Genomic DNA, 22,091 nt, shown 5'->3' on the forward strand with positions numbered 1-22,091 from the left:
CCGCCAGCATTCGCCGAGCAATTTGCAGGGGTTCTGCCCGGTGTAACGGACGTCACAATCGGCTACAAAGCTGCCAAGACTTCATCGCCGTAGGCGCCCCTGATGCTGGACCTTTTTTTCCTTAATAACGCACAGCCCTATCCGCTGCTCTGGGCCCAGCATGATCGTTGGCTGGTGGCGCTGTCTGTAGCGATGGCGGTGCTGGCGTCTGTGCTAGCGCTACAAATGGCGGGCCTGGCCCGGCGTGCAGACACCCGTTTCATGCGCCAGATGGCGCGGGGGTCGGGGGCGATGGCGTTGGGTGGGGGCATCTGGTCGATGCACTTTATCGGCATGCTGGCGTTCACCGTGCTGGGGCGCGGGCGTTTTGATCCCTGGATGACAGCGCTGTCTATGCTTCCGAGCGTGGCTGCGTCGTGGGTTGCGCTGGGGCTGCTGATGCGCCGCGAAATCAGCCGTGCAGCCCTGGTCGTCGGCGGCGTGCTCGTCGGCGCTGGCATTGGCGCCATGCATTACATCGGTATGGAGGCGTCCCAGTGGGCTCCATTCATGCGCTTTGATCCTTGGGGCTTTGCGGCCTCCGTCTTGGTGGCCGTGCTGCTGGCCATTGTGGCCCTGTGGGTGCGATTTGGACTGGAGCGGGTGGTTCGCTGGCGGGCCCGCTGGCTGAACCTGGCAGCGGGCGTGGTCATGGGGCTGGCCATTGCGGGCATGCACTACACCGGGATGGCGGCGTTGCGCTTTATCGAGGCGCCAAACGAGTTGGAGCTGTTGGCTGCTGCAGAGGGCACTCCCATGGCCCTGGCGGTGGCTGCCGTGGCCCTGGTTATTGGTGTACTGGTCATCGCCATCAACGCTGGCCTGCGCTACCGGCAAATGTTCCTGCAGATGCGCCAGAGCGAGTCCCGCCTGCGCGCGATTGCCGACACGGCCGTGGATGGCATGGTGATGATTGATGCGCAGGGCCGGGTGCAGTCCTTCAATGCGGCGGCCGAACGCATCCTGGGGTGGCGCCCTGAGGATGTGGTGGGCCAGAACGTGTCCATGCTCATGCCCGAGCCTGATCGCTCTCGCCATGACACCTACCTGCAGCGCTACCTGCAGGGCCAGGGTGGTGGCCTGATCGGCGGCAACGGCCGCGAGGTGCTGGCCCTGCGGCCCGATGGCAGCACGGTGCCCATCCGCATTTCCATTGGCCGCGTGCCGCTGGACGGCGATCCGGTGTTTGTGGGCTTCATCAACGACCTCACCCAGCGCCGCGCCATGGAGCAGGAGCTGAAGGCCAGCGAGCAGCGCCTGCGCTCGCTCATGGCCAACATCCCGGGCGTCACCTTCCGCTGCCGCTGCGACGGCGACTGGACCATGCTGTTCATCAGCGATGCGGTGACCGCACTCACGGGCTGGTTGCCGCAGGACTTTCTGGAAGGCCGTGTCAACTTCACCCAGCTCACGCTGCCCGAAGAGGTGGACCGCCTTTGGGCGGAAGTCTCCACGGCCATCCAGGAGCACCGACCTTACCTCGTGGAGTTTGGCCTTCGGGACCGCGACGGGCGACTGCGCTGGGTGTCGGAGAGCGGCCGCCCCGTGGTGGGCGACGACGGCCAGGTGCTGTGGATTGACGGCGTCATCATGGACATGACCGCCTTCAAGGAACGCAACGCAGAGTTCGAAAGCATCGTGCGCGCCATCAACCGCGCGCTGGCGGTGGTGGAGTTCGACATGCAGGGCCATGTGCTCCATGCCAATGACAATTTCCTCAATCTGATGGGCTATGACCTCCAGGAGATCGTGGGCCAGCACCACTGCATGTTCTGCGAGCCCGCTTACGTGCAAACCGAGGCGTATGTGCAGTTCTGGGAACAGCTGCGATCTGGCCAACTGGACGGCGGCGAATACCTGCGCCTGGGCAAGGACGGGCGGCGCATCTGGATCCAGGCTACCTACAACCCCATTTTTGATGCGCAGGGCCAGCCTTTGAAGGTGGTCAAGTTCGCCACCGACATCACCCAGCGCCGTGCCATGGAGCAGGAACTGCGTGCCGCCAAAGACCGGGCCGAGCAGGCCGCCACGGCGCGCAGCACCTTCCTGGCCAACATGAGCCACGAAATCCGCACGCCGATGAACGCCATCATCGGCTTCACCGAGACGCTGCTCGACACCCCCTTGGACGCCGGGCAGCGCCGCCACCTGGCCACCGTGCACCAGGCAGCGCGATCCATGCTGCGCCTGCTCAACGACATCCTGGACACCGCCAAGCTCGAAAAAGGGGCCGTGGAGCTGGAACTGGCCGACTTGTCGGTGCAGGAAGTCTGCGAGCAGATCCTGGCCTCGCTGCGCATCCAGGCGACCAAAAAGGGGCTGGATCTGCAACTGCAAGTCGCGCCCTCGGTGCCCGCCTACCTGCACGGCGATGCGCTGCGCCTGCAGCAGATCTTGCTGAACCTGCTGGGCAATGCGCTCAAGTTCACCGAGGCCGGGCGGGTACAGCTGCGCATTGACTACGAGCGCACGGGCACAGGATGGCTGTTGCTGGAGGTGGAAGACACCGGCATCGGCATTGCCAGCCAGCACCTGGGCCGCATTTTTGACCCCTTCGCGCAGGCCGATGCGTCCACCACGCGCCGCTTTGGCGGCACCGGCCTGGGCACTACCATCACCCGCCAGCTGACCGAATTGATGGGCGGCACGATCAGCGTGCGCAGCACCGTGGGCGTGGGCACCACGTTCACCGTACGCCTGCCGCTGCCCGAGGGGCAGCCCGCGCCCGCCCAGCCCACGGCCCTGCCTGGTGTGGCCCTGCCCCCGCTGCGCATCCTGGCGGTGGACGATGTGCCCGCCAACATCGAGCTGCTGCAAATCCACCTCGACCGAGGGCGGCACCAGACCACCATTGCCCGCGATGGGCAAGAGGCCGTCGAGGCGTTCTGCAATGCCCGGTTTGATGTGGTGCTGATGGATTTGCAGATGCCCGGCATGGACGGGCTGGAGGCCACGCGCCGCATCCGTGCCTTCGAGCAGGCGCAGCGCCGCAAGGCCGTGCCCATCATTGCCCTCTCGGCCAGCGTGCTGGAGCAAGACCGGCGCAACGCCCGCGCTGCCGGCATGGATGGCTTTGCCAGCAAGCCGCTGGAGCCCGCACGCCTGTTCCGTGAAATCGCCCGGGTGCTGAGCCTGCACGCCACCGGCGACGCCATGGACTGGGGCACGCTGGTCACCAACACACGCCCCTCGGGCCTGGGGGCTCTGGCCGCAGGGGCAGGCCTGCCCCCGGCCATTGACTGGGAACGGGGCCTGCAACTGTGGGGGCAGATGCCACTGCTGCGCGATGCCCTGGCGCGCCTGCTGCAAGAACATGAAGGCACGCCTGCCGCCTTGCAGACCCTGGCCGCCCAGCGCGACCTGGCGGGCGTGCGCGCCCTGGCCCACCGCCTGCGCGGTGCAGCGGGCAACCTGGCCTTGAAGCCGCTGCAAACCCTGACCCAGCGCATTGAGGAAGCCGCTGCCTCGATGGACGCCACGGCGCTGCCGCTGTTGCTGAACCAGCTGCCCACCTCGCTGGCAGCTGTGCACCATGCCTTGGCGCAAGACGCTCGCCAGCCCGCAGGGGCCGCAGCAGAAGGCAGCCTCCATGCGCCGCTGAGCGATGCCCAGGGCACCCGGGCCCGCAGCGCCGCGCAGGCGCTGCAGCAGGCCCTGGAAAATGCCGAACTGGCCCAGCCGCCGCTGGACCTGCTGGCCCAACTGCTGCCTGCCGCGGCCATGGAGCCTTTGCAGGAAGCGATTGACACCTTTGACTTCGACCAGGCCCTGCAGCAGCTGCAGCAGCTGCGCACGCAGTGGATCGATGCGCCCACGGAGAACCCCTCATGACCCAGGCCCCAGACCAGCGCCCCCGCCTGTTGCTGGTGGACGACGAACCCACCAACCTGCAGGTGCTGCGCCATGTGCTGCAGGCAGACTACCGCCTGCTGTTTGCCACCGACGGTGCGCGTGCGCTGCAAGTGGCGCGTGAGCAGCTGCCCCAGCTGATCCTGCTGGACATCATGATGCCGGGCATGGACGGCTACGCCGTCTGCCGTGCCCTCAAGGCCGACCCGGCCACGGCGGGCATTCCGGTCATCTTCGTCACCGCCCTGAACGACAGCCAGGACGAAACCGCCGGGTTTGACGTGGGCGGGGTGGACTACCTCACCAAGCCCGTCAGCCCGCCCGTGGTGCGCGCGCGGGTGCGCACCCACCTGTCGCTGGTGCGCATGGACGAGCTGCGCGAAACCCGCCTGCAGATCGTGCAGCGCCTGGGCCGCGCGGCCGAGTACAAGGACAATGAAACCGGCATGCATGTGATCCGCATGAGCCACTTTGCCCAGCTGCTGGCGCTGGCCGCAGGCTGCAGCCCAGCCTGGGCCGAAGACCTGCTCAACGCCGCGCCCATGCACGACGTGGGCAAGATCGGCATCCCCGACGCCGTGCTGCGCAAGCCCGGCCCGCTGGACGCCGCCGAGTGGGACACCATGCGCCGCCACCCCGAGATTGGCGCCGAGATCATTGGCGAGCACCCCTCGGGCGTGCTGCAGCTGGCCCGTGAAATTGCCCTGGCCCACCACGAAAAGTGGGATGGCAGCGGCTACCCGCGCGGCCTGGCAGGCGAGGCCATCCCGGTGTCGGCGCGCATCGTGGCGATTGCCGATGTGTTTGATGCCCTCACCACCCGCCGCCCCTACAAGGAGCCCTGGCCGGTGCAAGAGGCGATGAACCACATTGCCGCCCAGGCGGGCAAACACTTCGACCCCGCCCTGGTGGCGCTGTTCGCCCCATTGCTGCCGCAGTTGCTGGAGGTTCGCGCGCGGTGGGCCGAGTGACGATGCAGCGGCGCCACTTTCTGGGCAGCGCTGCTGCCGCATTGCTGGCTGGCTGCCAGCCACCACCCCCGGCGCTGGAATTCGCCTTTGCGGGCATCGACCTGGAGCGCGGCCACGCGCTGCGCGACCTGCTGGCCCAGGGGCCGCTGCCCGCGCCCACGCTGGTGCGGCGCGCCCAGGTCATCATCGCGGGCGGCGGCGTGGCCGGGCTGGCGGCGGCGCGCAGCCTGCGCCTGGCCGGGGTGCACGACTTTGCCCTGCTGGAGCTGGAAGACACCCCCGGCGGCAACAGCCGGGCCGGTGCGGTGAATGGCGTGGCCTGCCCGCTGGGCGCGCACTACCTGCCCGTGCCGGGCGACCACGCGCCCGAGGTGCAAGACCTGCTGGAAGAACTGGGCCTGCGCCAGCGCGTGGCCGGGCGCTGGCAGTACGACGAACGCCACCTGTGCCACAGCCCGCAAGAGCGTCTGTTTTTTGAGCGCGAGTGGCAGGAAGGCCTGCTGCCCGTACAAGGCGTGGGCGAAGCCACGCTGGAGCAATACCGCCGCTTCTCGCAGGCCGTGGCCGCTGCCAGTCGTGCTGCCCGCTTCACCATGCCGCAGTTTGCCGCTTTGGATGCAAAAACAGGCCTGGCGCCCGCCCATCAAGCGCTAGATGCTATGACTTTTGAAGCGTGGCTGCAGCAGCAGGGCCTGGACGACGCGCACCTGCGCTGGTACCTGGACTACTGCTGCCGCGACGACTACGGCGCTGGCATTGCCCGCGTGTCGGCCTGGGCCGGGCTGCATTACTTTGCCAGCCGCCACGGCTTTCATGCACCGGGCGAAGCCGTGGCCGAAGACCGCGAAGGCGTGCTGACCTGGCCCGAGGGCAATGGCTGGCTCACCCAGCAACTGGCCGCCCCGCTCAAGGCGCAGGGCCAGTTGCAAACCGGCACTAGCGTGCTGCGCATTGCCGAAAACCGCCGGGGCGTGGAGGTGGATGCCTTCAACCACCACAGCGGCAATGTGGAGCGCTGGCAGGCGCCGCGTTGCATCGTTGCGCTGCCGGTATTTGTCGCGGCGCGCGTGGTGCAAAACCCGCCTGCATTCTTGGCGCAAGCCGCCCAGCGCCTGCAATGGGCACCCTGGGCCGTGACCAACATCCACCTGAACGCGCCGCTGGCCGACCGCCCCGGCGCCGCCCCCGCGTGGGACAACGTCATCTACGGCGACAGCAACCCCGGCGGCCTGGGCTATGTGGATGCGTCGCACCAGAAGCTAGACCCGCGCCCCGGCCCCACCGTGCTCACGTACTACCAGGCCCTGGGCGATGTGGCCGATGCGCGCCAGCAACTGGCCACGCAGGGCGCCGAGCATTGGGGCCGCGCCGCCCTGGCCGCGCTGGCTGGCCCGCACCCCGATGTGCTGCAGCGCGCCACCCGCGTGCAGGTCACCCGCTACGGGCACGCCATGTCCATCCCCGTGCCGGGCGTTCCAACATTTTTAAGCCAAATTGGCCTGCAGGGCACGCCCGGTAAGCGCAAGCTGCTATTGAATGGAGAGCGTCAGCGCGCCCTTCCCACCCCGGCCACTGCACGGCTAGCCTTTGCGCACAGCGACTGGTCGGGTTACTCGGTGTTTGAGGAAGCCTTCACCCGGGGGCATGCGGCGGGGCTCTGGCAGGGGTAGAGGGGTGACAGTCTGGGCCACTGTCATGTGACACGGGCGCCGCACTGTCACACCGCCGTCACGGCTGGCGGGCAAACTGGCGGCACTTTCAAAGCACTATCTTTTGAGTCTTCCCATGTCTGCTGTCACTGCTGCCACTGCTGTCTCTACCGTGTCCTCTGCGTCCGCCGCGCCCTCCCTGGTCGCCGGTCTGGCCGCCAACGTGGCCCATGCCAGCAACTGCACCGTGCTGGCGGTTTTGTCTGTCACGGCCCGCGCCTGGGCGCTGCCTGTGGCTCAGCCCTGCGGTATCGCGCTGGCCAAGTAATCCACCCACGCCCGCAGGCGGCTGGGCAAAAAACGATTCGGCGGGTACAGCAGCCACGCCGTGCCTGAGTAGGCCGTGTCGTGCTGCCATGCCTGCAGCACCCGCACCAGCTCCCCACGCTCCAGCGCGCCCTGTGCGGCAAAGCCCGGCAGGCTGGCAATGCCCAGGCCTGCTATCGCGCCTTCGCGGCGCATTTCACTGTGGTTGACCACGTAGCGCCCGCGCACTGCCACTGTGACCGACTCCGCCTGCCCGCGCTGCGTAAAGCGCCAGCGCCGGTCGCTCGGGTCTTCTCCCAGGTAAATGCAATCGTGCTCCGTCAGCTCGCTCGGGTGCTGCGGTGTGCCGCGCCGTGCCAGATAGGCGGGGCTGGCGCACACGATGTGCTCCACCGCCTCCAGCGGGCGCCCCGCCAGCCCGGGCGGTGGCGTGTCGGTGATGCGGATGGCCAGGTCCACATCTTCGGCAAACAGATCCACCACCCGGTCGGTCACCACCAGCTGCACATCCACCTGCGGGTGCGCCGCCAGAAACGGCGCCACCAGCGGGTGAATGCGCTGGCGCCCATAGGCCTTGGGCGCGCTCATGCGCACCAGGCCCTGCGGCACATGCGTGTGCTGGTCGGCCAGCTGCATCACATCGCGTGCCGCGGCCTCGAGTGCCTGGCAATGGCCATGGGCGGCGTGGCCTGCTTCGGTCAGCCGCAGCTTGCGGGTGGTGCGCTCCAGCAAGCGCACGCGCAGCAAGCCTTCCAGCCGCGCCACCTGCTTGCTCACCGCCGATGGCGTGGTGCCCAGCACCCGCGCCGCGCCCGAGAAGCTGCCTGCTTCCACCACCCGGGCAAACACGGCCATGTCCGCCAGGTGGGCCAGGTGGGCTACTGGGGCCAGGGCTTTATTCGTGCTCATGGGGAACAAATGTTGTTCTGAGATGCCTGATTATCAGCGTGGCAGCGCAAATCTACGATCGACGGCATGACTTCTTCTGCCGCGGTGTCACCCGCTTCTTCTCTGCCCGCCTCCCCATCCCCCCTGTTGCGCGGGGCCGACCTGGCCCTGCTGCTGGTCGCCATGGTCTGGGGCACCAGTTACGGTGTGGCCAAGGGGGCGCTGGCGTTTTACCCGGTGCTTGGCTTTTTGGCCGTGCGCTTTTTGCTCACCACGGCCTTGCTTGCGCCGGTGGCCCTGCGTGGCACCACGGCCGCGCAGCGGTGGGGCGCGCTGCGCAAGGGGCTGCCGCTGGGGGCCTTGTTGCTGTCCATCTTTGTGTGCGAAACCTATGGCGTGGCCCACACGCCCGCCAGCCGCGCCGCCTTCCTCATCAGCCTGTGTGTGGTGTTCACTCCCGTGGCCGAATGGGCGCTGATGGGCCAGCGCCCCAGCCGCGCCGTGTGGATGTGCGTGGCCGTGTCGCTGTGCGGCGCGCTGTTGCTGGCCGGGGGCTGGCAGGGCGGCTGGAGCGGGGGCGACGCCCTCATGCTGGCCGCCGCCGTGCTGCGCGCCCTCATGGCCTGCGCCACGGCGCGGGCGGCCCGCCACGTCTCGCCCAGCGCGGCCCCGGGCGCGGCCCCCGTGCCCGTGCTGCTGCTCACCACCGTGCAGTCGGCCGTGGTGGGCGTGGGCACCCTGGCCATGGGCTGGGCGCTGCTGCCGCAAGGCCTGCCCCCGCTTCCCACTTGGGCCGCCGCCAGCGCCTTCTGGTGGGCCACCGCCTACCTGGTGCTGGGCTGTACCGTGTTTGCCCTGGTGGCGCAAAACTGGGCCCTCAAACACACCAGCCCCAGCCGCGTGGGCCTGCTCACCGGCACCGAGCCCGCCTGGGGCGCGCTGTTTGCCGTGGCCTGGCTGGGCGAAAGCCTGGGGCCGCAAGGCTGGCTGGGCGGGGCGCTGGTGGTGGGGGCTGCACTGTGGATGGCACGGCGGTGAGGGGAGTCGCTGACACCTGCGTCACACCCGCGTCACATCCCCCCGGCAAGGTGGCGCCTTTCATTTTGTGCACTCTTGCCACCATGTCTGCTTTCTTCTCTCTGAATCGCCTGGCTGCCAGCGTTGCGCTGGTTTGCGTTGCCCTGTCGCCAGCCTTCACCGCTCACGCGCAGCAAGCCTTCCCCGCCACGCTGGCGGGTCACGCCGTGATGCCTGCACTCACCGTGATTCCCGCGCCCGCAGACGCCCCGGCCGACCTGCGCCACGCTGGCAAGTTCACCACCGCCCAGCGCGTGGAAAAGCTGGGTTCGGTGATGGGTTTGTCTGCCGGCCGCCCCACGGGCATCAGCCTGCCTTTTGATGGCCAGCCGGTGCAGGGCCACTCCGGCATCAAGCGCATGGCCGACGGCAGCTACTGGCTGCTGACGGACAACGGCGCTGGCTCCAAGGCCAACTCGCCCGACTTCATGCTGCACCTGAGCCACTACACCGTGGACTTCCAGAGCGGCCAGTTCAGCCGCCAAAAGACCGTCTTCCTGCACGACCCCGACAAGAAAGTGCCCTTCCGCATCACGCAAGAAGGCACCGACAAGCGCTACCTGACGGGCGCGGACTTCGACCCCGAGAGCTTCCAGTTCGCCGGTGGCGTGCTGTGGATTGCGGAAGAGTTTGGTCCCTACCTCATCAAGGCCGATCTGAACGGCAAGGTGCTGGCCGTGTTCGACACCAAGGTGGACGGCAAGGTCGTGCGCTCGCCCGACGCGCCCGGCGTGCTCATGCCCGGTGCCCCCGACGCCAAGCCCACGGCGTTTGACGTGAAGCGCTCCAAGGGTTTTGAAGGCATGGCCTCCAGCAAGGACGGCAGCAAGCTCTACGCCCTGCTTGAAGGCGCGCTGTGGAACGAGGCGGCCAAGGCCTACGAAAACGTGGGCGGCAAGCAGTACCTGCGCGTGCTCGAATTCGACGTGAAGACCGAGCAGTGGACGGGCCGCCACTGGAAGTACGTGCTGGAGGCCAACCACCACGCGATTGGCGACTTCAACATGATCGACAACACGACCGGTTTGATCATCGAGCGCGACAACGGCGAAGGCACGGCCGACAAGGCCTGCCCCGCAGACCAAAAACGCACCGACTGCTTCCACGACCTGGCCAAGTTCAAGCGCGTGTACAAGATCGAGATGAGCGATGCCAATGTGGGCGGCGAGATCCGCAAGATCGGCTACATCGACCTCATGAACATCCAGGACCCCCAGCGCCTGGCCAAGAAGCCTTTGACGAACGGCGTGCTCGCCTTCCCTTTCTTCACCATTGAAAACGTGGACGTGGTGGACGACAAGCACATCGTGGTCGGCAACGACAACAACCTGCCCTTCAGCTCCAGCCGCGACCCGAACAAGGCCGACGACAACGAGCTGGTGCTGCTGCAGGTCGAAGCGCTGCTCAAGGCGCGTTGACCGCCTGCCGGTGCAGCGCTGAGGGTGCCGCAAGGCACCTTGTTCAAAGAAAAACACCCAGGGTTGCAATGCAGGCCCTGGGTGTTTTTTTGCGTGCGGGTGGGGCGTTGAAAGTCCTTTGACCAGGCTCTCAGCCCAGCCAGTCCTTCTTGGGCACCTTGTCGGCCTTGTTCTCGACCGGGTTGGCCGTGAGGTACTGGGGCGCGTACTGGCGCAGAAACTCTTTGGCCTTTTCCTGGCGGGCCGTCAGCCAGGCGTCGTAGGCGCCTTCGTTCAGGATGGCGGGCATGCTTTTTTCGCTGCCCGGCTGCTGGTAGCGGTTGAGCAGCGCGTGGTTGTTGGCGTTCACCGTCAGCAGGGCGTAGCTGATGATGACTTCGCCATCCGCACCCCGCCAACGCGCCCACAGGCCCGCCACGCCCATGGGCTTGCCGTCCACCCGGGCAATGCGCGTGGGCACGGCTTTGCCGCTGCGGTAGTCGTCGGCGTAAAACGACTGCATAGGCACGATGCAGCGCTGGCCCTGCAGCCACGCTTCGCGAAACGCCGTGCCAGTGGACGCCAAATCCGACTTGGCCGTGACCAGCTTGGGTGCGCGCAGTTTGGCGTCAGACGCTGACTTGACCCAGTGCGGCACCAGCCCCCATTGCGCGGGTACCAGCACGCGGGTGCGGTCGGCTGGCGGTGGGGTGGTGGTGTCATCCGCCGCGTTGCCTTCAGCGGGCTCTGCCGCCAGCGGGGCGGCTGGTGCCGGTGCAGACGATGCAGGAGCAGAGGGCTCGGGCGACAGCAGCGCCGTGGCCACGGCCTGGTGCACGATGAAGCAGCCAGGCTTGCGCGGCCACAGCAGCCGCTCGCCCAGCGCTGCGGGGGGCTCCACGCCAAAAGCCTCGCGGTAGGTGTCTTCGTGGCGCAGGGTTTCGTACTGGGTGGTCATGGGTGGATCGTACCTTGTTCGGCAAAGGTGATGCACGAAAATGCCATCCAGCGCTTGTGCAATAAGCGCCATAAGCTATAAAAAAGCTAGCATTTTGGGCGCTGGCAATGCACGGCGGCGCCCCGTGGTGACTTGCGTCAAGCCGGGTGTCGCCTGCGTTCTGACACGGGCGGGCGCGGTTTTCACAATGGCCGCATGGACTTCAACCCCTCTCCCCTGGCGCAGCAGATGTGCGATCGGCTCAACGCCTTCATCGACCGCTACGTGCTGCCCTACAACGCCGCCTGGCATGCCGCCGCGCAGGCGGGCGACTACCCGCCGCCGTTCCTCGAAGACCTCAAGGCCCTGGCGCGCGAAGAAGGGCTGTGGAACCTGTTCCTGCCCACGCTGGGCGACGACGAGCCCGGCACGCGCCTGTCGAACCTGGACTATGCGCCGCTGGCCGAAGCCATGGGCCGCCTGCCCTGGGCGGCAGAGGTGTTCAACTGCAGCGCCCCTGACACCGGCAACATCGAGCTGCTGCACCGCTTCGCCACGCCAGCGCAGCGCGCCCAGTGGCTGCAGCCGCTGCTGCACGGCCAGTGCCGGTCGGCCTTCGCGATGAGCGAGCCGGACGTGGCCTCGTCCGACCCCACCAACCTGCAGACCACGGTGCGGCGAGAGGGCGACACCCTGGTGCTCAACGGCCGCAAGTGGTTCATCACCGGCGCGGCGCACCCGCAGTGCCAGTTGCTCATCGTGCTGTGCCGGAATGCCGATGCCGATGAGAGTGCCGATCCCGACAGCCACCACCGCCACAGCATGGTGCTGGTGCCCGTGGGCACGCCGGGGGTGGAGGTGGTGCGCAACATCCGCGTGCTGCACCACCACGCGCCCGAGGGGCACTGCGAGATTCGCCTGCACAACGTGCGCGTGCCCGCCACTGCGTTGCTCGGTGATTGGGGGCAGGGCTTTGCCATGGCGCAGGCGCGCCTGGGGCCGGGGCGGGTGCACCACTGCATGCGCACCATTGGCCAGTGCGAGCTGGCCCTGCAACTGGCCGCCGAGCGCGCGCTGGAGCGCCACGCCTTCGGCAAGCCGCTGTCTGAACAAGCCAATGTGCAAGAGTGGCTGGCCGACTCGCGCATCGAGATCGACCAGGCGCGCTGGATGGTGCTGCACGCCGCCTGGCTGCTGGACCAGGGGGGGGCGGCCGAGCCACGGCAGGTGCGCGCGCAGGTGGCTGCGATCAAAGTGGTGGCTGCGCGGCTGCAGCAGCGCGTGGTGGACCGGGCCATGCAGATCTTTGGCGCCATGGGCCTCTCGCCCGACACGCCCCTGGCCGCGTTCTGGACCTGGGGCCGCGCTTTGCGCCTGATGGATGGGCCGGATGAGGTGCACCTGCGCACCGTGGCCCGGCAGGTGCTGGCCCAGGCGCGCACGGGCCTGGGCAGCCACACCGCCTACTTCACCACGCCCGAGCAGCTGGCGGCCCCGCCGCATCTGCAGGCTTGATGAATCTTGGGCTGAGCTTGGCCAGCCCGGGGCTGCACGCTTTTAGAGCGGCTAAAAAACTCAGCGTAGCGGTTCTGGCTAGGCACCGCGTCGCAGGCAGTACGCGTAGTACGACAAGACGCGGCAACGACGCCAGAAGAGTTTTGTTAGCCGCTCTAAGCGCGAAAAAACTGTCCCAGCACGCCCATCAGGTCGCTGCTGTTGCCCAGGCCGCCCTGGGGCATCTGGCCTTGGGGCGTGAGGCGGTCCACCAGGCCGGGCAGCAGTTGGCTGAGCTGCTGGGCCACATCGGCCGGGGCGGCGCCCACCTGGCTGCCCAATTGCGACAGCGTGCCCTGGCCCAGCACGCTGGCCAGTTGCTCGCCCGAGATCGGCAGGTTGGCACCCGTGCCAATCCACGACTGCAGCACGTTGCCCAGCCCCGCTTGCTGAAAGCGCTCTACCAGCCCCGCCAGCCCGCCGTGCGCGCCATCGTTGCTCAACAGGGACAGCACGGCCTGCACCAGCTGCGGGTTTTGGGCGGCCATGCCCAGCAGCCCGCCCAAGCCACCGCCTGCGGCGTTGCCCCCTGCCTGGCCAGCGTTGTTCAAGACTGCGCCGACGACTGAATCGAATAAACCCATGGTGCTGCTCCCTGTGAAACCGTTGAAAAGGCAGGCGGGTTGGCCCACCGCTGCGCGGCACGGGCTGCGGGCCGGTTCAGGCCGTGGCACCGTGTGCGTGGGGGCAGTGTGCCGCAAGCGGCCATGGGCCTGCGGAGCCAATGGTCAACTTGTGCAAACCGGGGGCAGGGTCTCAGCTGCAGCTGCCCAGCGTTTTGCCTGCCATGGCAGGGCGCAGGGTGGCCAGCCACCGCTGGCGCTGGGCGTCGGTCACTGCGGGTAGCTTGAGGATGAAACCGGTGGCGGCCTGGCGCTCCTGAATCACCCGTGCCGTGCGCACGCCCTGTGCGTTCAGGGCCGTGAGGCCGCGCTGCGCGGCTTCTTCGGTCGAGAAGCGGCCCAGCGACAGGCCCGGCTCCAGCGTGCCGCCTGCGCGGTCAAAGTCCACCTTGCGGGCGCGCAATTCGGCGCGTTTCTTGTCCAGCGTGTCCTGGTCGTCAAAGCGGCCCATGTAGATCATCCAGCGCCCGGTGATGGGCGTGGGCTCCAGGCTCCAGCTGCCGGGGGGCAGCGCGGCAGCAGCGGTGCGCAGGGCGGCGGCCTGCTTGTCGTCAAAAACGCCCGCTTGCAGGCATTCGCCCGCATCGGCCGGGGCGGCTGCCGTGGGGGCAGGGGTCGATGCGGCGGTGTCTGCCGCCGGGGCGGCAGCCGGTGCGGGCGGCGGCGTGGGGTTGTTGGTGGCACCCTGCGCGCGCAGCACTTTCAGCGTTTCGGGGCGAATCTGCTGCTGCAGGCGCTGCGGCTCGGCCTGCTCGGGGGTGACCAGGCCTGCGCTGCGCAGCCAGCCCTGGGTGTAGGCGTAGTAACCGGCATTGGCCAGCAGCAGGGCGATGACGGCAAGGCGCAGCATGGGCAGGGCTTTTTCAGAAGGGGTGTCAGAGGGTGGAGAGCACGGCGGGGCGCACGCTGATTTCAGCGCTGGTCACGGCCTGCATGCCCTGGGCGGTGTGCACCAGCAGCGCGCCGTCTTCGCCCACGCCGTGGGCGGTGCCGGTCTGGCCGTCGCTCAGCGTCACGGGGCGGCCCTGCAGCACATCGCGTGCGGCAAAGCGGGGCTGCACGGGCGCAAAGCCGCAGGCTTCAAAGCCCTGCAACATGGCCACCAGCGGGGGCACGATGCGCAGCAGGGCGGTGGGGGCGTCCAGGCCGGGCTCCACGTCCTGCAGGCAGCCGGGGGGCATGCTCATGCCCTCGCCGCTGCGGGGCAGCACATTGATGCCAATGCCCACCACCACGTAGCGGGCAGCGGTGCCATGGGTTGTGGCTGGCTGCGCAGCCTGGGGTGCCACAAAGCTGGCGGTCTCCACCAGAATGCCGCCCAGCTTGCGGTCGCCGCTCAGCCACAGGTCATTGGGCCATTTCAGGCCAATGCGCGGAGGCTGGCCCGGCTCCAGCGGGGGCAGGGTGGGCTGCAGGCTCTCGGCCACGCTCACCCCCACGGCCAGCGACAGGCCCGACCAGTCCCTGGGCGCCATGGGCAGGCCCAGCGACAGCATGAGGGAAGCCCCCACATCGCTCTGCCACACGCGGCCCAGGCGGCCGCGCCCGGCGGTTTGCTGCTCGGCCACCAGCAGGGTGGGCTCGGTCTGCCCGGCACGGGCGCGGCGCATCAGCTCGGTGTTGGTCGAATCGATGCTGGGCAGCACTTCCACCGTGAAGCCCGGCAGCAGCGGGGCCACGGCCTCCCAGACGGCCTCGGCAGGCCAGCGGATGGGGGCGGTCATGCCTTGCGGCCCTTCTTGGCTTCAGTGGCCTTGCCGGTTTTTGGTGCCTTGGCTTTGGCCGTGCGGGGCTCTGGCGCAGGCAGGTCGGGCATGGGTGGGCGCCAGCCGCGCTTGGGGGCCAGCAGCGTGCCGCGGCAGGTGGCGGCGCCGCACCAGCAGGGGTATTCGGCCTTCAGCTTGGGGGTGTAGCGCTCTTCAATGATCAGGCCGTAGTCGTAGTTCAGCTCTTCGCCCGCCTTGATATTGCGCAGCGCGGTGATGAAAATGCGGCCGTCCCGCTCATCGGCAAAGCAATTGGGGTCGCAGCTGTGGTTGATCCAGCGGGCCGAGTTGCCACCGTAGTTGGCGTCGATCACGCGGTCTTCGTCCACATGGAAGTAGAACGTGTGGTTGGGCTGGCTGGGGTCATGGGGGTGGCGGTCTTGCGCTTCCTGCCAGGTGATGATTTCGCCGGTGTATTCCACCAGCACTTCGCCAGCGGCGATGTCCTGCAGGGCAAAAACTCCCCTGCCGTGCACGCCCGAGCGCCGGGTCTGGATGCGGCGGCCGGTGTGGGCGTTGGGGTCGGCAGGCGTTGCATTGCGGGCCATGGCTAAAACTCTGTTAACTTGATGGTGCACACATGTGTGTGCGTGCGCGTGTGTGCGTGTGCATGCGCGCGAGAACCGAATTGTAGAAGCGCCCGCAGTGCGGGCAACCAGAACGACTGGCGAGAAACCGAAAATGACCAAGACCCTGGTAATTGCAGAAAAACCCTCAGTGGCGCAGGACATCGTGCGCGCGCTGACGCCCGTGGCGGGCAAGTTTGAAAAGCACGAAGACCACTTCGAGAACGACCGCTATGTGGTCACTAGCGCCGTAGGCCACCTGGTAGAGATCCAGGCCCCCGAGCAGTTTGACGTGAAGCGCGGCAAGTGGAGCTTTGCCCACCTGCCCGTGATCCCGCCGTACTTTGACCTCAAGCCCGTGGACAAGACCAAGAGCCGCCTGAACGCGGTGGTCAAGCTGGCCAAGCGCAAAGACGTGACCGAACTCATCAACGCCTGTGACGCGGGCCGCGAGGGGGAACTGATCTTCCGCCTGATCGAGCAGTACGCCGGGGGCGGTAAGCCGCTGGGCAAACCCGTCAAGCGCCTGTGGCTGCAGTCCATGACGCCACAGGCCATTCGCGATGGCTTCAACGCACTGCGCTCCGAGCAGCAGATGGCGGGCCTGGCCAGCGCCGCGCGCAGCCGGTCTGAGGCCGACTGGCTGGTCGGCATCAACGGCACGCGCGCCATGACGGCTTTCAACTCGCGCGATGGTGGCTTCTTCCTGACCACCGTGGGCCGGGTGCAGACGCCCACGCTGTCGCTGGTGGTGGAGCGCGAGGAAAAAATCCGCAAGTTCGTGAGCCGCGACTACTGGGAAATCCACGCCACTTTTGGCGCCCAGGCGGGTGAATACCCCGCCAAGTGGTTCGACCCGAAGTGGAAAAAGGGCGAAGATGCGGAGGCCAAAGCCGACCGCGTATGGTCTGCCGCCGAAGCGCAGGCCATTGCCAACGCCGTGCGCGGCAAGCAGGCCACCGTCACCGAAGAGAGCAAGCCCACCACCCAGGCATCGCCCCTGCTGTTTGACCTGACCAGCCTGCAGCGCGAGGCCAATGGCAAGTTCGGCTTTTCCGCCAAGACCACGCTGGCCCTGGCGCAAAGCCTGTACGAGCGCCACAAGGCCCTGACCTACCCGCGTACCGATTCGCGCGCGCTGCCCGAGGACTACCTGCCCGTGGCCAAGCAAACGTTTGAAATGCTGGCCGACAGCGGCATGCGCCACCTGGCGCCGCACGCCCTCACCGCGCTGAACAACAACTACATCCGCCCGTCCAAGCGCATCTTCGACAACAGCAAGGTCAGCGATCACTTTGCCATCATCCCCACCACGCAAGCGCCATCGGGCCTGAGCGAGGCCGAGCAGAAGCTGTACGACCTGGTCGTGCGCCGCTTCATGGCGGTGTTCTTCCCGAGCGCTGAATACACGGTGACAACCCGCATTTCGACGGTAGCGCCCCACAGCTTCAAGACCGAAGGCAAGGTGCTGGTCAAGCCGGGCTGGCTGGCCATCTATGGCAAGGAAGCGGCCGACGAAGTGGAAGGCGGCAAGGACGGTGACAAGGGCCAGAACCTGGTGCCAGTGAAGCCCGGCGAAATGGTCAACACCCTGCAGGTCGATCCCAAGGGCCTCAAGACCAAGCCGCCCGCACGCTACTCTGAAGCGACGCTGCTGGGCGCCATGGAAAGCGCGGGCAAGCAGATTGACGACGAAGAGCTGCGCAGCGCCATGCAGGAAAAAGGCCTGGGCACGCCAGCCACCCGCGCCGCCATCATCGAAGGCTTGCTGACTGAAAAGTACATGCTGCGCGAAGGCCGCGAGATCATCCCCACGGCCAAGGCCTTCCAGCTGATGACGCTGCTGCGCGGGCTGGAGGTGGAAGAACTCTGCCGTGCCGAACTCACGGGCGAGTGGGAATACAAACTCTCGCAAATGGAAAAGGGCCAGCTCAGCCGCGAAGCCTTCATGGCCGAGATTGCCGCCATGACCGAGCGCATGGTGAAGAAGGCCAAGGAATACGACCGCGACACCATCCCTGGCGACTACGCCACGCTGCAGTCGCCCTGCCCCAACTGCGGCGGTGTGGTGAAGGAGAACTACCGGCGCTACGCCTGCGTGGGCAAGGCGGGCGGTGAAGGCTGCGGCTTCAGCTTCGGCAAGTCGCCCGCCGGCCGCACCTTTGAAACGGCCGAGGCCGAACAGCTGCTGCGCGACAAGAAGATCGGCCCACTGGAGGGCTTCCGCTCCAAGGCGGGCTGGCCGTTCACGTCCGAGATCGTCCTCAAGTACGACGACGAGGCGCACAACTACAAGCTCGAATTCGACTTTGGCGATGACAAGAATGCCGAAGAATCGGGCGAGCTGGTGGAGTTTGAAGACGCATCGCTGGGTGCCTGCCCCATCTGCGGATCGGACGTGCACGAGCACGGCAGCAACTACGTGTGCAGCAAGGCCGTACCCACCGCCGCGCAGCCCACACCCAGCTGCACATTCAAGAGCGGCAAGATCATCCTGCAGCAGCCCGTGGAGCGCGAGCAGATGACCAAGCTGCTGGAGACCGGCAAGACGGACCTGCTCGACAAGTTTGTGAGCATGCGCACGCGCCGCAACTTCAAGGCCCACCTGGCGTGGGACAAGGAGGCGGGCAAGGTCAACTTTGAATTTGCGCCCAGCAAGTTCCCCCCACGCCCCGGTGCTGCTGCAAAAACAGTAGCTGCCAAGGCAAGTAAGACGGGCGCAGCGGCCAAAAAAGCCCCTGCCAAAAAGGCCGCAGCCAAGTCCACCGCTGCCAAAGCGCCGCGCAAGGCCGCCGCAGGCAAAGCGCCCAGCGCCGCCCTGGCCGCCGTGATCGGCAACGAGCCCGTGGCGCGCCCCGAGGCCGTCAAGAAGATGTGGGAATACATCAAGGCAAACAACCTGCAAGACCCCAAGGACAAGCGCACCATCGTCGCCGACGACAAGCTGCGCGCCGTGTTTGGCAAAGACAGCGCGGGCATGTTCGAGCTGGCGGGCATTCTGGGCAACCACCTGGGCGGCGACGCATGACGCCGCTGGCCTGCGCACGGGCCTGGGCGCTGTGCGCAGCGCTGGGCCTGCTCGCAGGCTGCGCGGGCACGGCCCCGGCCGGGGGCGATGCCTCTGGCCCTTTGTACAAACGTAGCAGTGGCCCCCAAGGCAACGCTGTGACGGACGTGGGCGGTGGCAGCAGCGGTGTCACCGTCTATGGCGAGATTGACCTGGGCGTGGGTCGGCGGCGCTAAGAGCGGCTAACAAAACTCTTCTGGCGTCGTTGCTGTGTCTTGTCGTACTGCTCGTACTGCCTACGACACAGTGCCTAGCCAGAACCGCTTCGCTGAGTTTTGTTAGCCGCTCTAAGCCCGCGCGGCTTGGCTCGGCCCCTGCGGCCCCTGCGCTGCACCCCGCAGCGCTTTCCAGCCCCTGCACTCCTGAGGATTCCCGTTGGCGACCGTTCACCCGTACCAACCCAAGCACATCACCCCCACCGACGAGCAAATCGCCGTGCAGATGTCGGCCGAGCGCACGCTCATCATCGAGGCCAACGCAGGCGCCGCCAAAACCACCACGCTGGCACTGCGCATGGCACAGGCGTGGACCACCGGCATGCCGCCCGAGCGCTGCCTGGCCCTCACCTACACCGATACCGCCTGCCGGGCCCTGCAGGCCGCGCTGCGCAAGATTGGCCTGCCCGCGCCCGTGGTGGCGCGCTTTCGCATCGCCAGCTTTGACGCCTTTTGCGCCGCCATGCTGCAAGAGCCCTACGCCCCGCCCGTGGAGCAGATCGACACCCAGGAAGCCCTGCGCCCCTACGTGTGGGAGGCCGTGCAGCGCATCGAGGCCAACGAGTCTGAGCGCTGGCCCGAAGAGCTGCAACTGCCCAGCGCGGGCGATGCGGGCTTTATCGAAGACTTTCTGGCCATGGCCCTGTGGCTCAAAGGCACGTTGAAAGACGACCTAGAGCGCGACGACGGCCCGGCCACGCCCGACTATGCGGGCGACCTGGGCATTGGCTACACCCAGCTCAAGGTGTTCCGTGCCTACGAACGCATCCGCCGCCGCGAGCTGGCCGACGAGCCGCTGTTTCGCGGTTCCTACGATGCCACCTACGACCTGGCCCGCCGCCTGCTGGAGGGCGACACCGCCGCCAGCCTGCGCCCCTGGCCGCACAACCTGCAGATGGTGCTGGTGGACGAGATGCACGACATGAACGCGGCATCGTTCCGCGTGCTGCGCGAGTTGCTCGATTCGACCCAGTGCCAGTTCTGCGGCGTGGGCGACCGCGACCAGGTCATCTACGGCGCGCACGGGGCCGATGCCGTGTTCATGGGCGACGCCATCACTGTGCACACCGGCCGCCCGGTGGCGCGCCTGCCCCTCACGCCCAGCCACCGCTTTGGCCGCAAGCTGGCCACCAAAGCGGGGCGGCTGGCCGACAAGCCCTACGGCTCGCTGGCCGTGCACGACACCGCCGTTCAACTGCTGGGCTACGACGACGAGGCCGAATGCGTGGACCTGATCGCCCACCAGGTGCAGCACTGGCGCACCGCTACGCGCGGCAAGATGGCCGGGCTGGCCGTGCTGCTGCGCCACCCGGGCCAGTCCATCGCCATCGAAAACCGCCTGCTGGCCGATGGCGTGCCCTACACCGTGAGCGGTTTTGAAAGCTACCTGCTGCGCCCCGAGGTGCTGCTGGTGCGCGGCCTGCTGGCCGTGGCCACCGACAACTTCGACAGCGTGACCGAGCCCCGCACCCGAGAAAAGCTCATGCGCGCCCTGGTCTTCTTCTGCGGCGCCCGCATCGTCGTGAAGGGGCGCGAGCACGAATCGCAGCACGACCTGCTGGCCGACGCCATCCGCAGCGTGACGGACAACCCGCTGTTCTTAGAAAGCTTCTTCACCAACCAGATCGTGCCCAACGTCGAGCCCGCCATGCAGCGGCGCCTGCAGCGCGCCCTGAAGGTGGCGAAAGAAGCGCACGGCCCTGACACCCTGGCCCGCCTGTTCGAAGCCCTGCAGATCGAAGCCGTGGTGCGCGAGGTGTTCGTCTCGCGCCAGCGCCGGGCCGATGCCCTGGCCAACCTGGCGGGCCTGAGCCACGCCGCCCAGGCCTTTGGCAGCGCGCGCGACTACTTCCTGCACCTCAACGCCGCCGAGCAGCGCCAGCGCGAACTGCGCAGCACCGCCAGCCTGGTGCTGGCCCACATCGGCCATGTGAAGGGGCTGGAGTTTGAGCATGTGCTCATCCCCTACCTGGAGCAAGGCGCCTTCCCCGACCCGCAGGCACCTTTTGCGCAAGAGAAGAACACCCTCTACGTCGGCATGACCCGCGCGCGCCAGCAGCTCACCCTGCTGGCCCACCGCCAGCGGCCCAGCGCGTTTGTGGCGCAACTGGGCTATGCAGAATCCACACAGGCCGCCAAGGCTCCGGCCTGATGGCACAGTGGCGCCCGTCCGCAGCTTTGCCACATTCGCACACCACCTTCCCCAAGGATCACCATGCAACTGTCTGAACAATGGGTTCTGGTCACCGGCGGCGCCCGGGGGCTGGGCCAGTCCATCACCCGCGCGCTGGCGCGCGAAGGCGCTGGGGTCGTCATCAACTACCTGCACAGCGACGCTGCTGCCCAGGCCCTGGCCGAAGAACTGGGCCCCCGCGCCCTGGCCCTGCAGGCCGATGTGACCGATGCCGCCGCCGTGCAACGCCTGTTTGCCCAGGCGCGCGAACGCACTGGCCAGCCCATCAGCGCCGTGGTCAACAACGCCCTGGCCCAGTTCCGCTTTGATGGCGACGCCCGCCCGCAGATTGGCGACATCACCTGGCAGCGCTTTGCCCAGCAGCTCGAAGGCGCCGTCAAAGGCGCCCTCAACACCACCCAGGCCGCCCTGCCCGCCATGCGCGAACAAGGCTTCGGCCGCATCGTCAATGTGGGCACCAACCTGTTCCAGAACCCCGTGGTGCCCTACCACGACTACACCGCCGCCAAGGCCGCGCTGCTCTCGTTCACCCGCACAGCGGCCAACGACCTGGGCCAGCACGGCATCACGGTGAACATGGTGTCCGGCGGCCTGCTGCGCACCACCGATGCCAGCAGCGCCACCCCCGAAGCCGTGTTCGACCTCATCGCCAGCATGACCCCCCTGCGCCGCGTCACCACCCCGCAAGAGTTTGCCGATGCCGTGCTGTTCTTCCTCTCCCCCTGGGCGCGGGCGGTCACGGGGCAAAACCTCATCGTGGACTGCGGGCTGGTCAAAGGCTGACCGGTTTCACCGCCCCACCGTGGCGCAGCCGCTGCGCCGCGTGTGACATTTGCAAGCGCACTGGTTTACATTAGTTGCTATGTTTTTGGTAGCTGCTGGCGCTTTCTGAATAAGCGCTAGAGGCCAATTCGGTTCATAAAGAATTGCCCTCGGCGCCGCCACGCTCTGTGCGGCTTGCTTGCGCTTTTC

Annotated in this window: 17 protein-coding genes; 11 read left to right on the forward strand and 6 right to left on the reverse strand. The window is 67.4% G+C overall.

Annotated features, from left to right (window positions below; all coding sequences use genetic code 11):
* Positions 1-102 precede the first annotated feature (102 nt).
* The 4 genes from PQV96_RS00800 to PQV96_RS00815 all read left to right on the forward strand — a co-directional run bounded on the left by PQV96_RS00800 (position 103) and on the right by PQV96_RS00815 (position 6,836).
* Positions 103-3,870, forward strand: coding sequence for a PAS domain S-box protein (locus PQV96_RS00800; RefSeq protein ID WP_273624255.1), 3,768 nt, complete (start codon positions 103-105; stop codon positions 3,868-3,870).
* The gene (locus tag PQV96_RS00805) at positions 3,867-4,859 is read left to right on the forward strand and encodes a response regulator (protein ID WP_273624256.1); all 993 of its coding nucleotides are present in this window, start codon (positions 3,867-3,869) and stop codon (positions 4,857-4,859) included. The genes PQV96_RS00800 and PQV96_RS00805 overlap by 4 nt, the downstream gene beginning before the upstream one ends.
* Before the next feature lie 2 nt (positions 4,860-4,861).
* On the forward strand, positions 4,862-6,529 hold the full coding sequence (locus PQV96_RS00810; RefSeq protein ID WP_207374395.1) for an FAD-dependent oxidoreductase: 1,668 nt from the start codon (positions 4,862-4,864) through the stop codon (positions 6,527-6,529).
* A 115-nt stretch (positions 6,530-6,644) separates the two neighbouring features.
* The gene (locus tag PQV96_RS00815; protein ID WP_273624257.1) at positions 6,645-6,836 is read left to right on the forward strand and encodes a hypothetical protein; all 192 of its coding nucleotides are present in this window, start codon (positions 6,645-6,647) and stop codon (positions 6,834-6,836) included.
* On the opposite strand, the gene PQV96_RS00820 is transcribed toward PQV96_RS00815, so the two are convergent.
* On the reverse strand, positions 6,806-7,744 hold the full coding sequence (locus PQV96_RS00820) for a LysR family transcriptional regulator (protein WP_207374397.1): 939 nt from the start codon (positions 7,742-7,744) through the stop codon (positions 6,806-6,808). The two genes, PQV96_RS00815 and PQV96_RS00820, sit on opposite strands and share 31 nt — an antisense overlap.
* Positions 7,745-7,810: 66 nt before the next feature.
* Here PQV96_RS00820 and PQV96_RS00825 point away from each other — a divergent pair, with 66 nt between their 5' ends.
* Entirely contained in the window at positions 7,811-8,761 is a 951-nt protein-coding gene (locus PQV96_RS00825; protein ID WP_273624258.1) for a DMT family transporter, read from the forward strand.
* Between the two features lie 83 nt (positions 8,762-8,844).
* Positions 8,845-10,218: an esterase-like activity of phytase family protein gene (locus tag PQV96_RS00830; RefSeq protein ID WP_273624259.1), complete on the forward strand. Its 1,374-nt coding sequence runs from the start codon at positions 8,845-8,847 to the stop codon at positions 10,216-10,218.
* Positions 10,219-10,348: 130 nt separating this feature from the next.
* Here PQV96_RS00830 and PQV96_RS00835 read toward each other — a convergent pair whose 3' ends face one another.
* A complete protein-coding gene (locus tag PQV96_RS00835) occupies positions 10,349-11,155 on the reverse strand; it encodes an SOS response-associated peptidase (RefSeq protein ID WP_044396201.1) in 807 nt (268 codons plus the stop codon).
* A gap of 195 nt (positions 11,156-11,350) precedes the next feature.
* Here PQV96_RS00835 and PQV96_RS00840 point away from each other — a divergent pair, with 195 nt between their 5' ends.
* Positions 11,351-12,649: an acyl-CoA dehydrogenase family protein gene (locus tag PQV96_RS00840; RefSeq protein ID WP_273624260.1), complete on the forward strand. Its 1,299-nt coding sequence runs from the start codon at positions 11,351-11,353 to the stop codon at positions 12,647-12,649.
* Between the two features lie 155 nt (positions 12,650-12,804).
* Here the strand turns inward: PQV96_RS00840 and PQV96_RS00845 are convergent, their stop codons facing one another.
* The 4 genes from PQV96_RS00845 to PQV96_RS00860 form a co-directional block, all read right to left on the reverse strand.
* On the reverse strand, positions 12,805-13,272 hold the full coding sequence (locus PQV96_RS00845; RefSeq protein WP_207374402.1) for a YidB family protein: 468 nt from the start codon (positions 13,270-13,272) through the stop codon (positions 12,805-12,807).
* A gap of 172 nt (positions 13,273-13,444) precedes the next feature.
* Entirely contained in the window at positions 13,445-14,161 is a 717-nt protein-coding gene (locus PQV96_RS00850) for an SPOR domain-containing protein (protein WP_198846987.1), read from the reverse strand.
* Positions 14,162-14,186: 25 nt separating this feature from the next.
* A complete protein-coding gene (locus PQV96_RS00855) occupies positions 14,187-15,035 on the reverse strand; it encodes a biotin--[acetyl-CoA-carboxylase] ligase (protein ID WP_273624261.1) in 849 nt (282 codons plus the stop codon).
* Entirely contained in the window at positions 15,032-15,625 is a 594-nt protein-coding gene (locus tag PQV96_RS00860) for an SET domain-containing protein (RefSeq protein ID WP_198846989.1), read from the reverse strand. Before PQV96_RS00860 ends, PQV96_RS00855 begins: the two co-directional genes overlap by 4 nt.
* A 133-nt stretch (positions 15,626-15,758) precedes the next feature.
* Here PQV96_RS00860 and PQV96_RS00865 point away from each other — a divergent pair, with 133 nt between their 5' ends.
* The 4 genes from PQV96_RS00865 to PQV96_RS00880 all read left to right on the forward strand — a co-directional run bounded on the left by PQV96_RS00865 (position 15,759) and on the right by PQV96_RS00880 (position 21,902).
* Positions 15,759-18,671 (forward strand): DNA topoisomerase III, encoded by a 2,913-nt coding sequence (locus PQV96_RS00865; protein ID WP_273624263.1) that lies wholly within the window; start codon positions 15,759-15,761, stop codon positions 18,669-18,671.
* Positions 18,668-18,886 (forward strand): hypothetical protein, encoded by a 219-nt coding sequence (locus tag PQV96_RS00870; protein WP_273624264.1) that lies wholly within the window; start codon positions 18,668-18,670, stop codon positions 18,884-18,886. Before PQV96_RS00865 ends, PQV96_RS00870 begins: the two co-directional genes overlap by 4 nt.
* Before the next feature lie 199 nt (positions 18,887-19,085).
* Positions 19,086-21,077 carry a UvrD-helicase domain-containing protein gene (locus PQV96_RS00875; RefSeq protein WP_273624266.1) on the forward strand — a complete coding sequence of 664 codons (1,992 nt, stop codon included), beginning with the start codon at positions 19,086-19,088 and terminating at the stop codon, positions 21,075-21,077.
* 63 nt (positions 21,078-21,140) lie between these two features.
* Entirely contained in the window at positions 21,141-21,902 is a 762-nt protein-coding gene (locus PQV96_RS00880) for a 3-oxoacyl-ACP reductase (protein ID WP_066696604.1), read from the forward strand.
* Positions 21,903-22,091 lie beyond the last annotated feature (189 nt).

It is taken from the genome of Acidovorax temperans (assembly GCF_028596105.1).
In the GTDB taxonomy this organism is placed as follows: domain Bacteria; phylum Pseudomonadota; class Gammaproteobacteria; order Burkholderiales; family Burkholderiaceae_C; genus Acidovorax; species Acidovorax temperans.

Coding starts and splice junctions, on each gene's coding strand:
- PQV96_RS00825 (WP_273624258.1), top strand. CDS start 7,811: ATGACTTCTTCTGCCGCGGTGTCACCCGCTTCTTCTCTGCCCGCCTCC.
- PQV96_RS00830 (WP_273624259.1), top strand. CDS start 8,845: ATGTCTGCTTTCTTCTCTCTGAATCGCCTGGCTGCCAGCGTTGCGCTG.
- PQV96_RS00880 (WP_066696604.1), top strand. CDS start 21,141: ATGCAACTGTCTGAACAATGGGTTCTGGTCACCGGCGGCGCCCGGGGG.
- PQV96_RS00810 (WP_207374395.1), top strand. CDS start 4,862: ATGCAGCGGCGCCACTTTCTGGGCAGCGCTGCTGCCGCATTGCTGGCT.
- PQV96_RS00805 (WP_273624256.1), top strand. CDS start 3,867: ATGACCCAGGCCCCAGACCAGCGCCCCCGCCTGTTGCTGGTGGACGAC.
- PQV96_RS00820 (WP_207374397.1), bottom strand. CDS start 7,744: ATGAGCACGAATAAAGCCCTGGCCCCAGTAGCCCACCTGGCCCACCTG.
- PQV96_RS00870 (WP_273624264.1), top strand. CDS start 18,668: ATGACGCCGCTGGCCTGCGCACGGGCCTGGGCGCTGTGCGCAGCGCTG.
- PQV96_RS00850 (WP_198846987.1), bottom strand. CDS start 14,161: ATGCTGCGCCTTGCCGTCATCGCCCTGCTGCTGGCCAATGCCGGTTAC.
- PQV96_RS00845 (WP_207374402.1), bottom strand. CDS start 13,272: ATGGGTTTATTCGATTCAGTCGTCGGCGCAGTCTTGAACAACGCTGGC.
- PQV96_RS00800 (WP_273624255.1), top strand. CDS start 103: ATGCTGGACCTTTTTTTCCTTAATAACGCACAGCCCTATCCGCTGCTC.
- PQV96_RS00865 (WP_273624263.1), top strand. CDS start 15,759: ATGACCAAGACCCTGGTAATTGCAGAAAAACCCTCAGTGGCGCAGGAC.
- PQV96_RS00835 (WP_044396201.1), bottom strand. CDS start 11,155: ATGACCACCCAGTACGAAACCCTGCGCCACGAAGACACCTACCGCGAG.
- PQV96_RS00815 (WP_273624257.1), top strand. CDS start 6,645: ATGTCTGCTGTCACTGCTGCCACTGCTGTCTCTACCGTGTCCTCTGCG.
- PQV96_RS00860 (WP_198846989.1), bottom strand. CDS start 15,625: ATGGCCCGCAATGCAACGCCTGCCGACCCCAACGCCCACACCGGCCGC.
- PQV96_RS00855 (WP_273624261.1), bottom strand. CDS start 15,035: ATGACCGCCCCCATCCGCTGGCCTGCCGAGGCCGTCTGGGAGGCCGTG.
- PQV96_RS00840 (WP_273624260.1), top strand. CDS start 11,351: ATGGACTTCAACCCCTCTCCCCTGGCGCAGCAGATGTGCGATCGGCTC.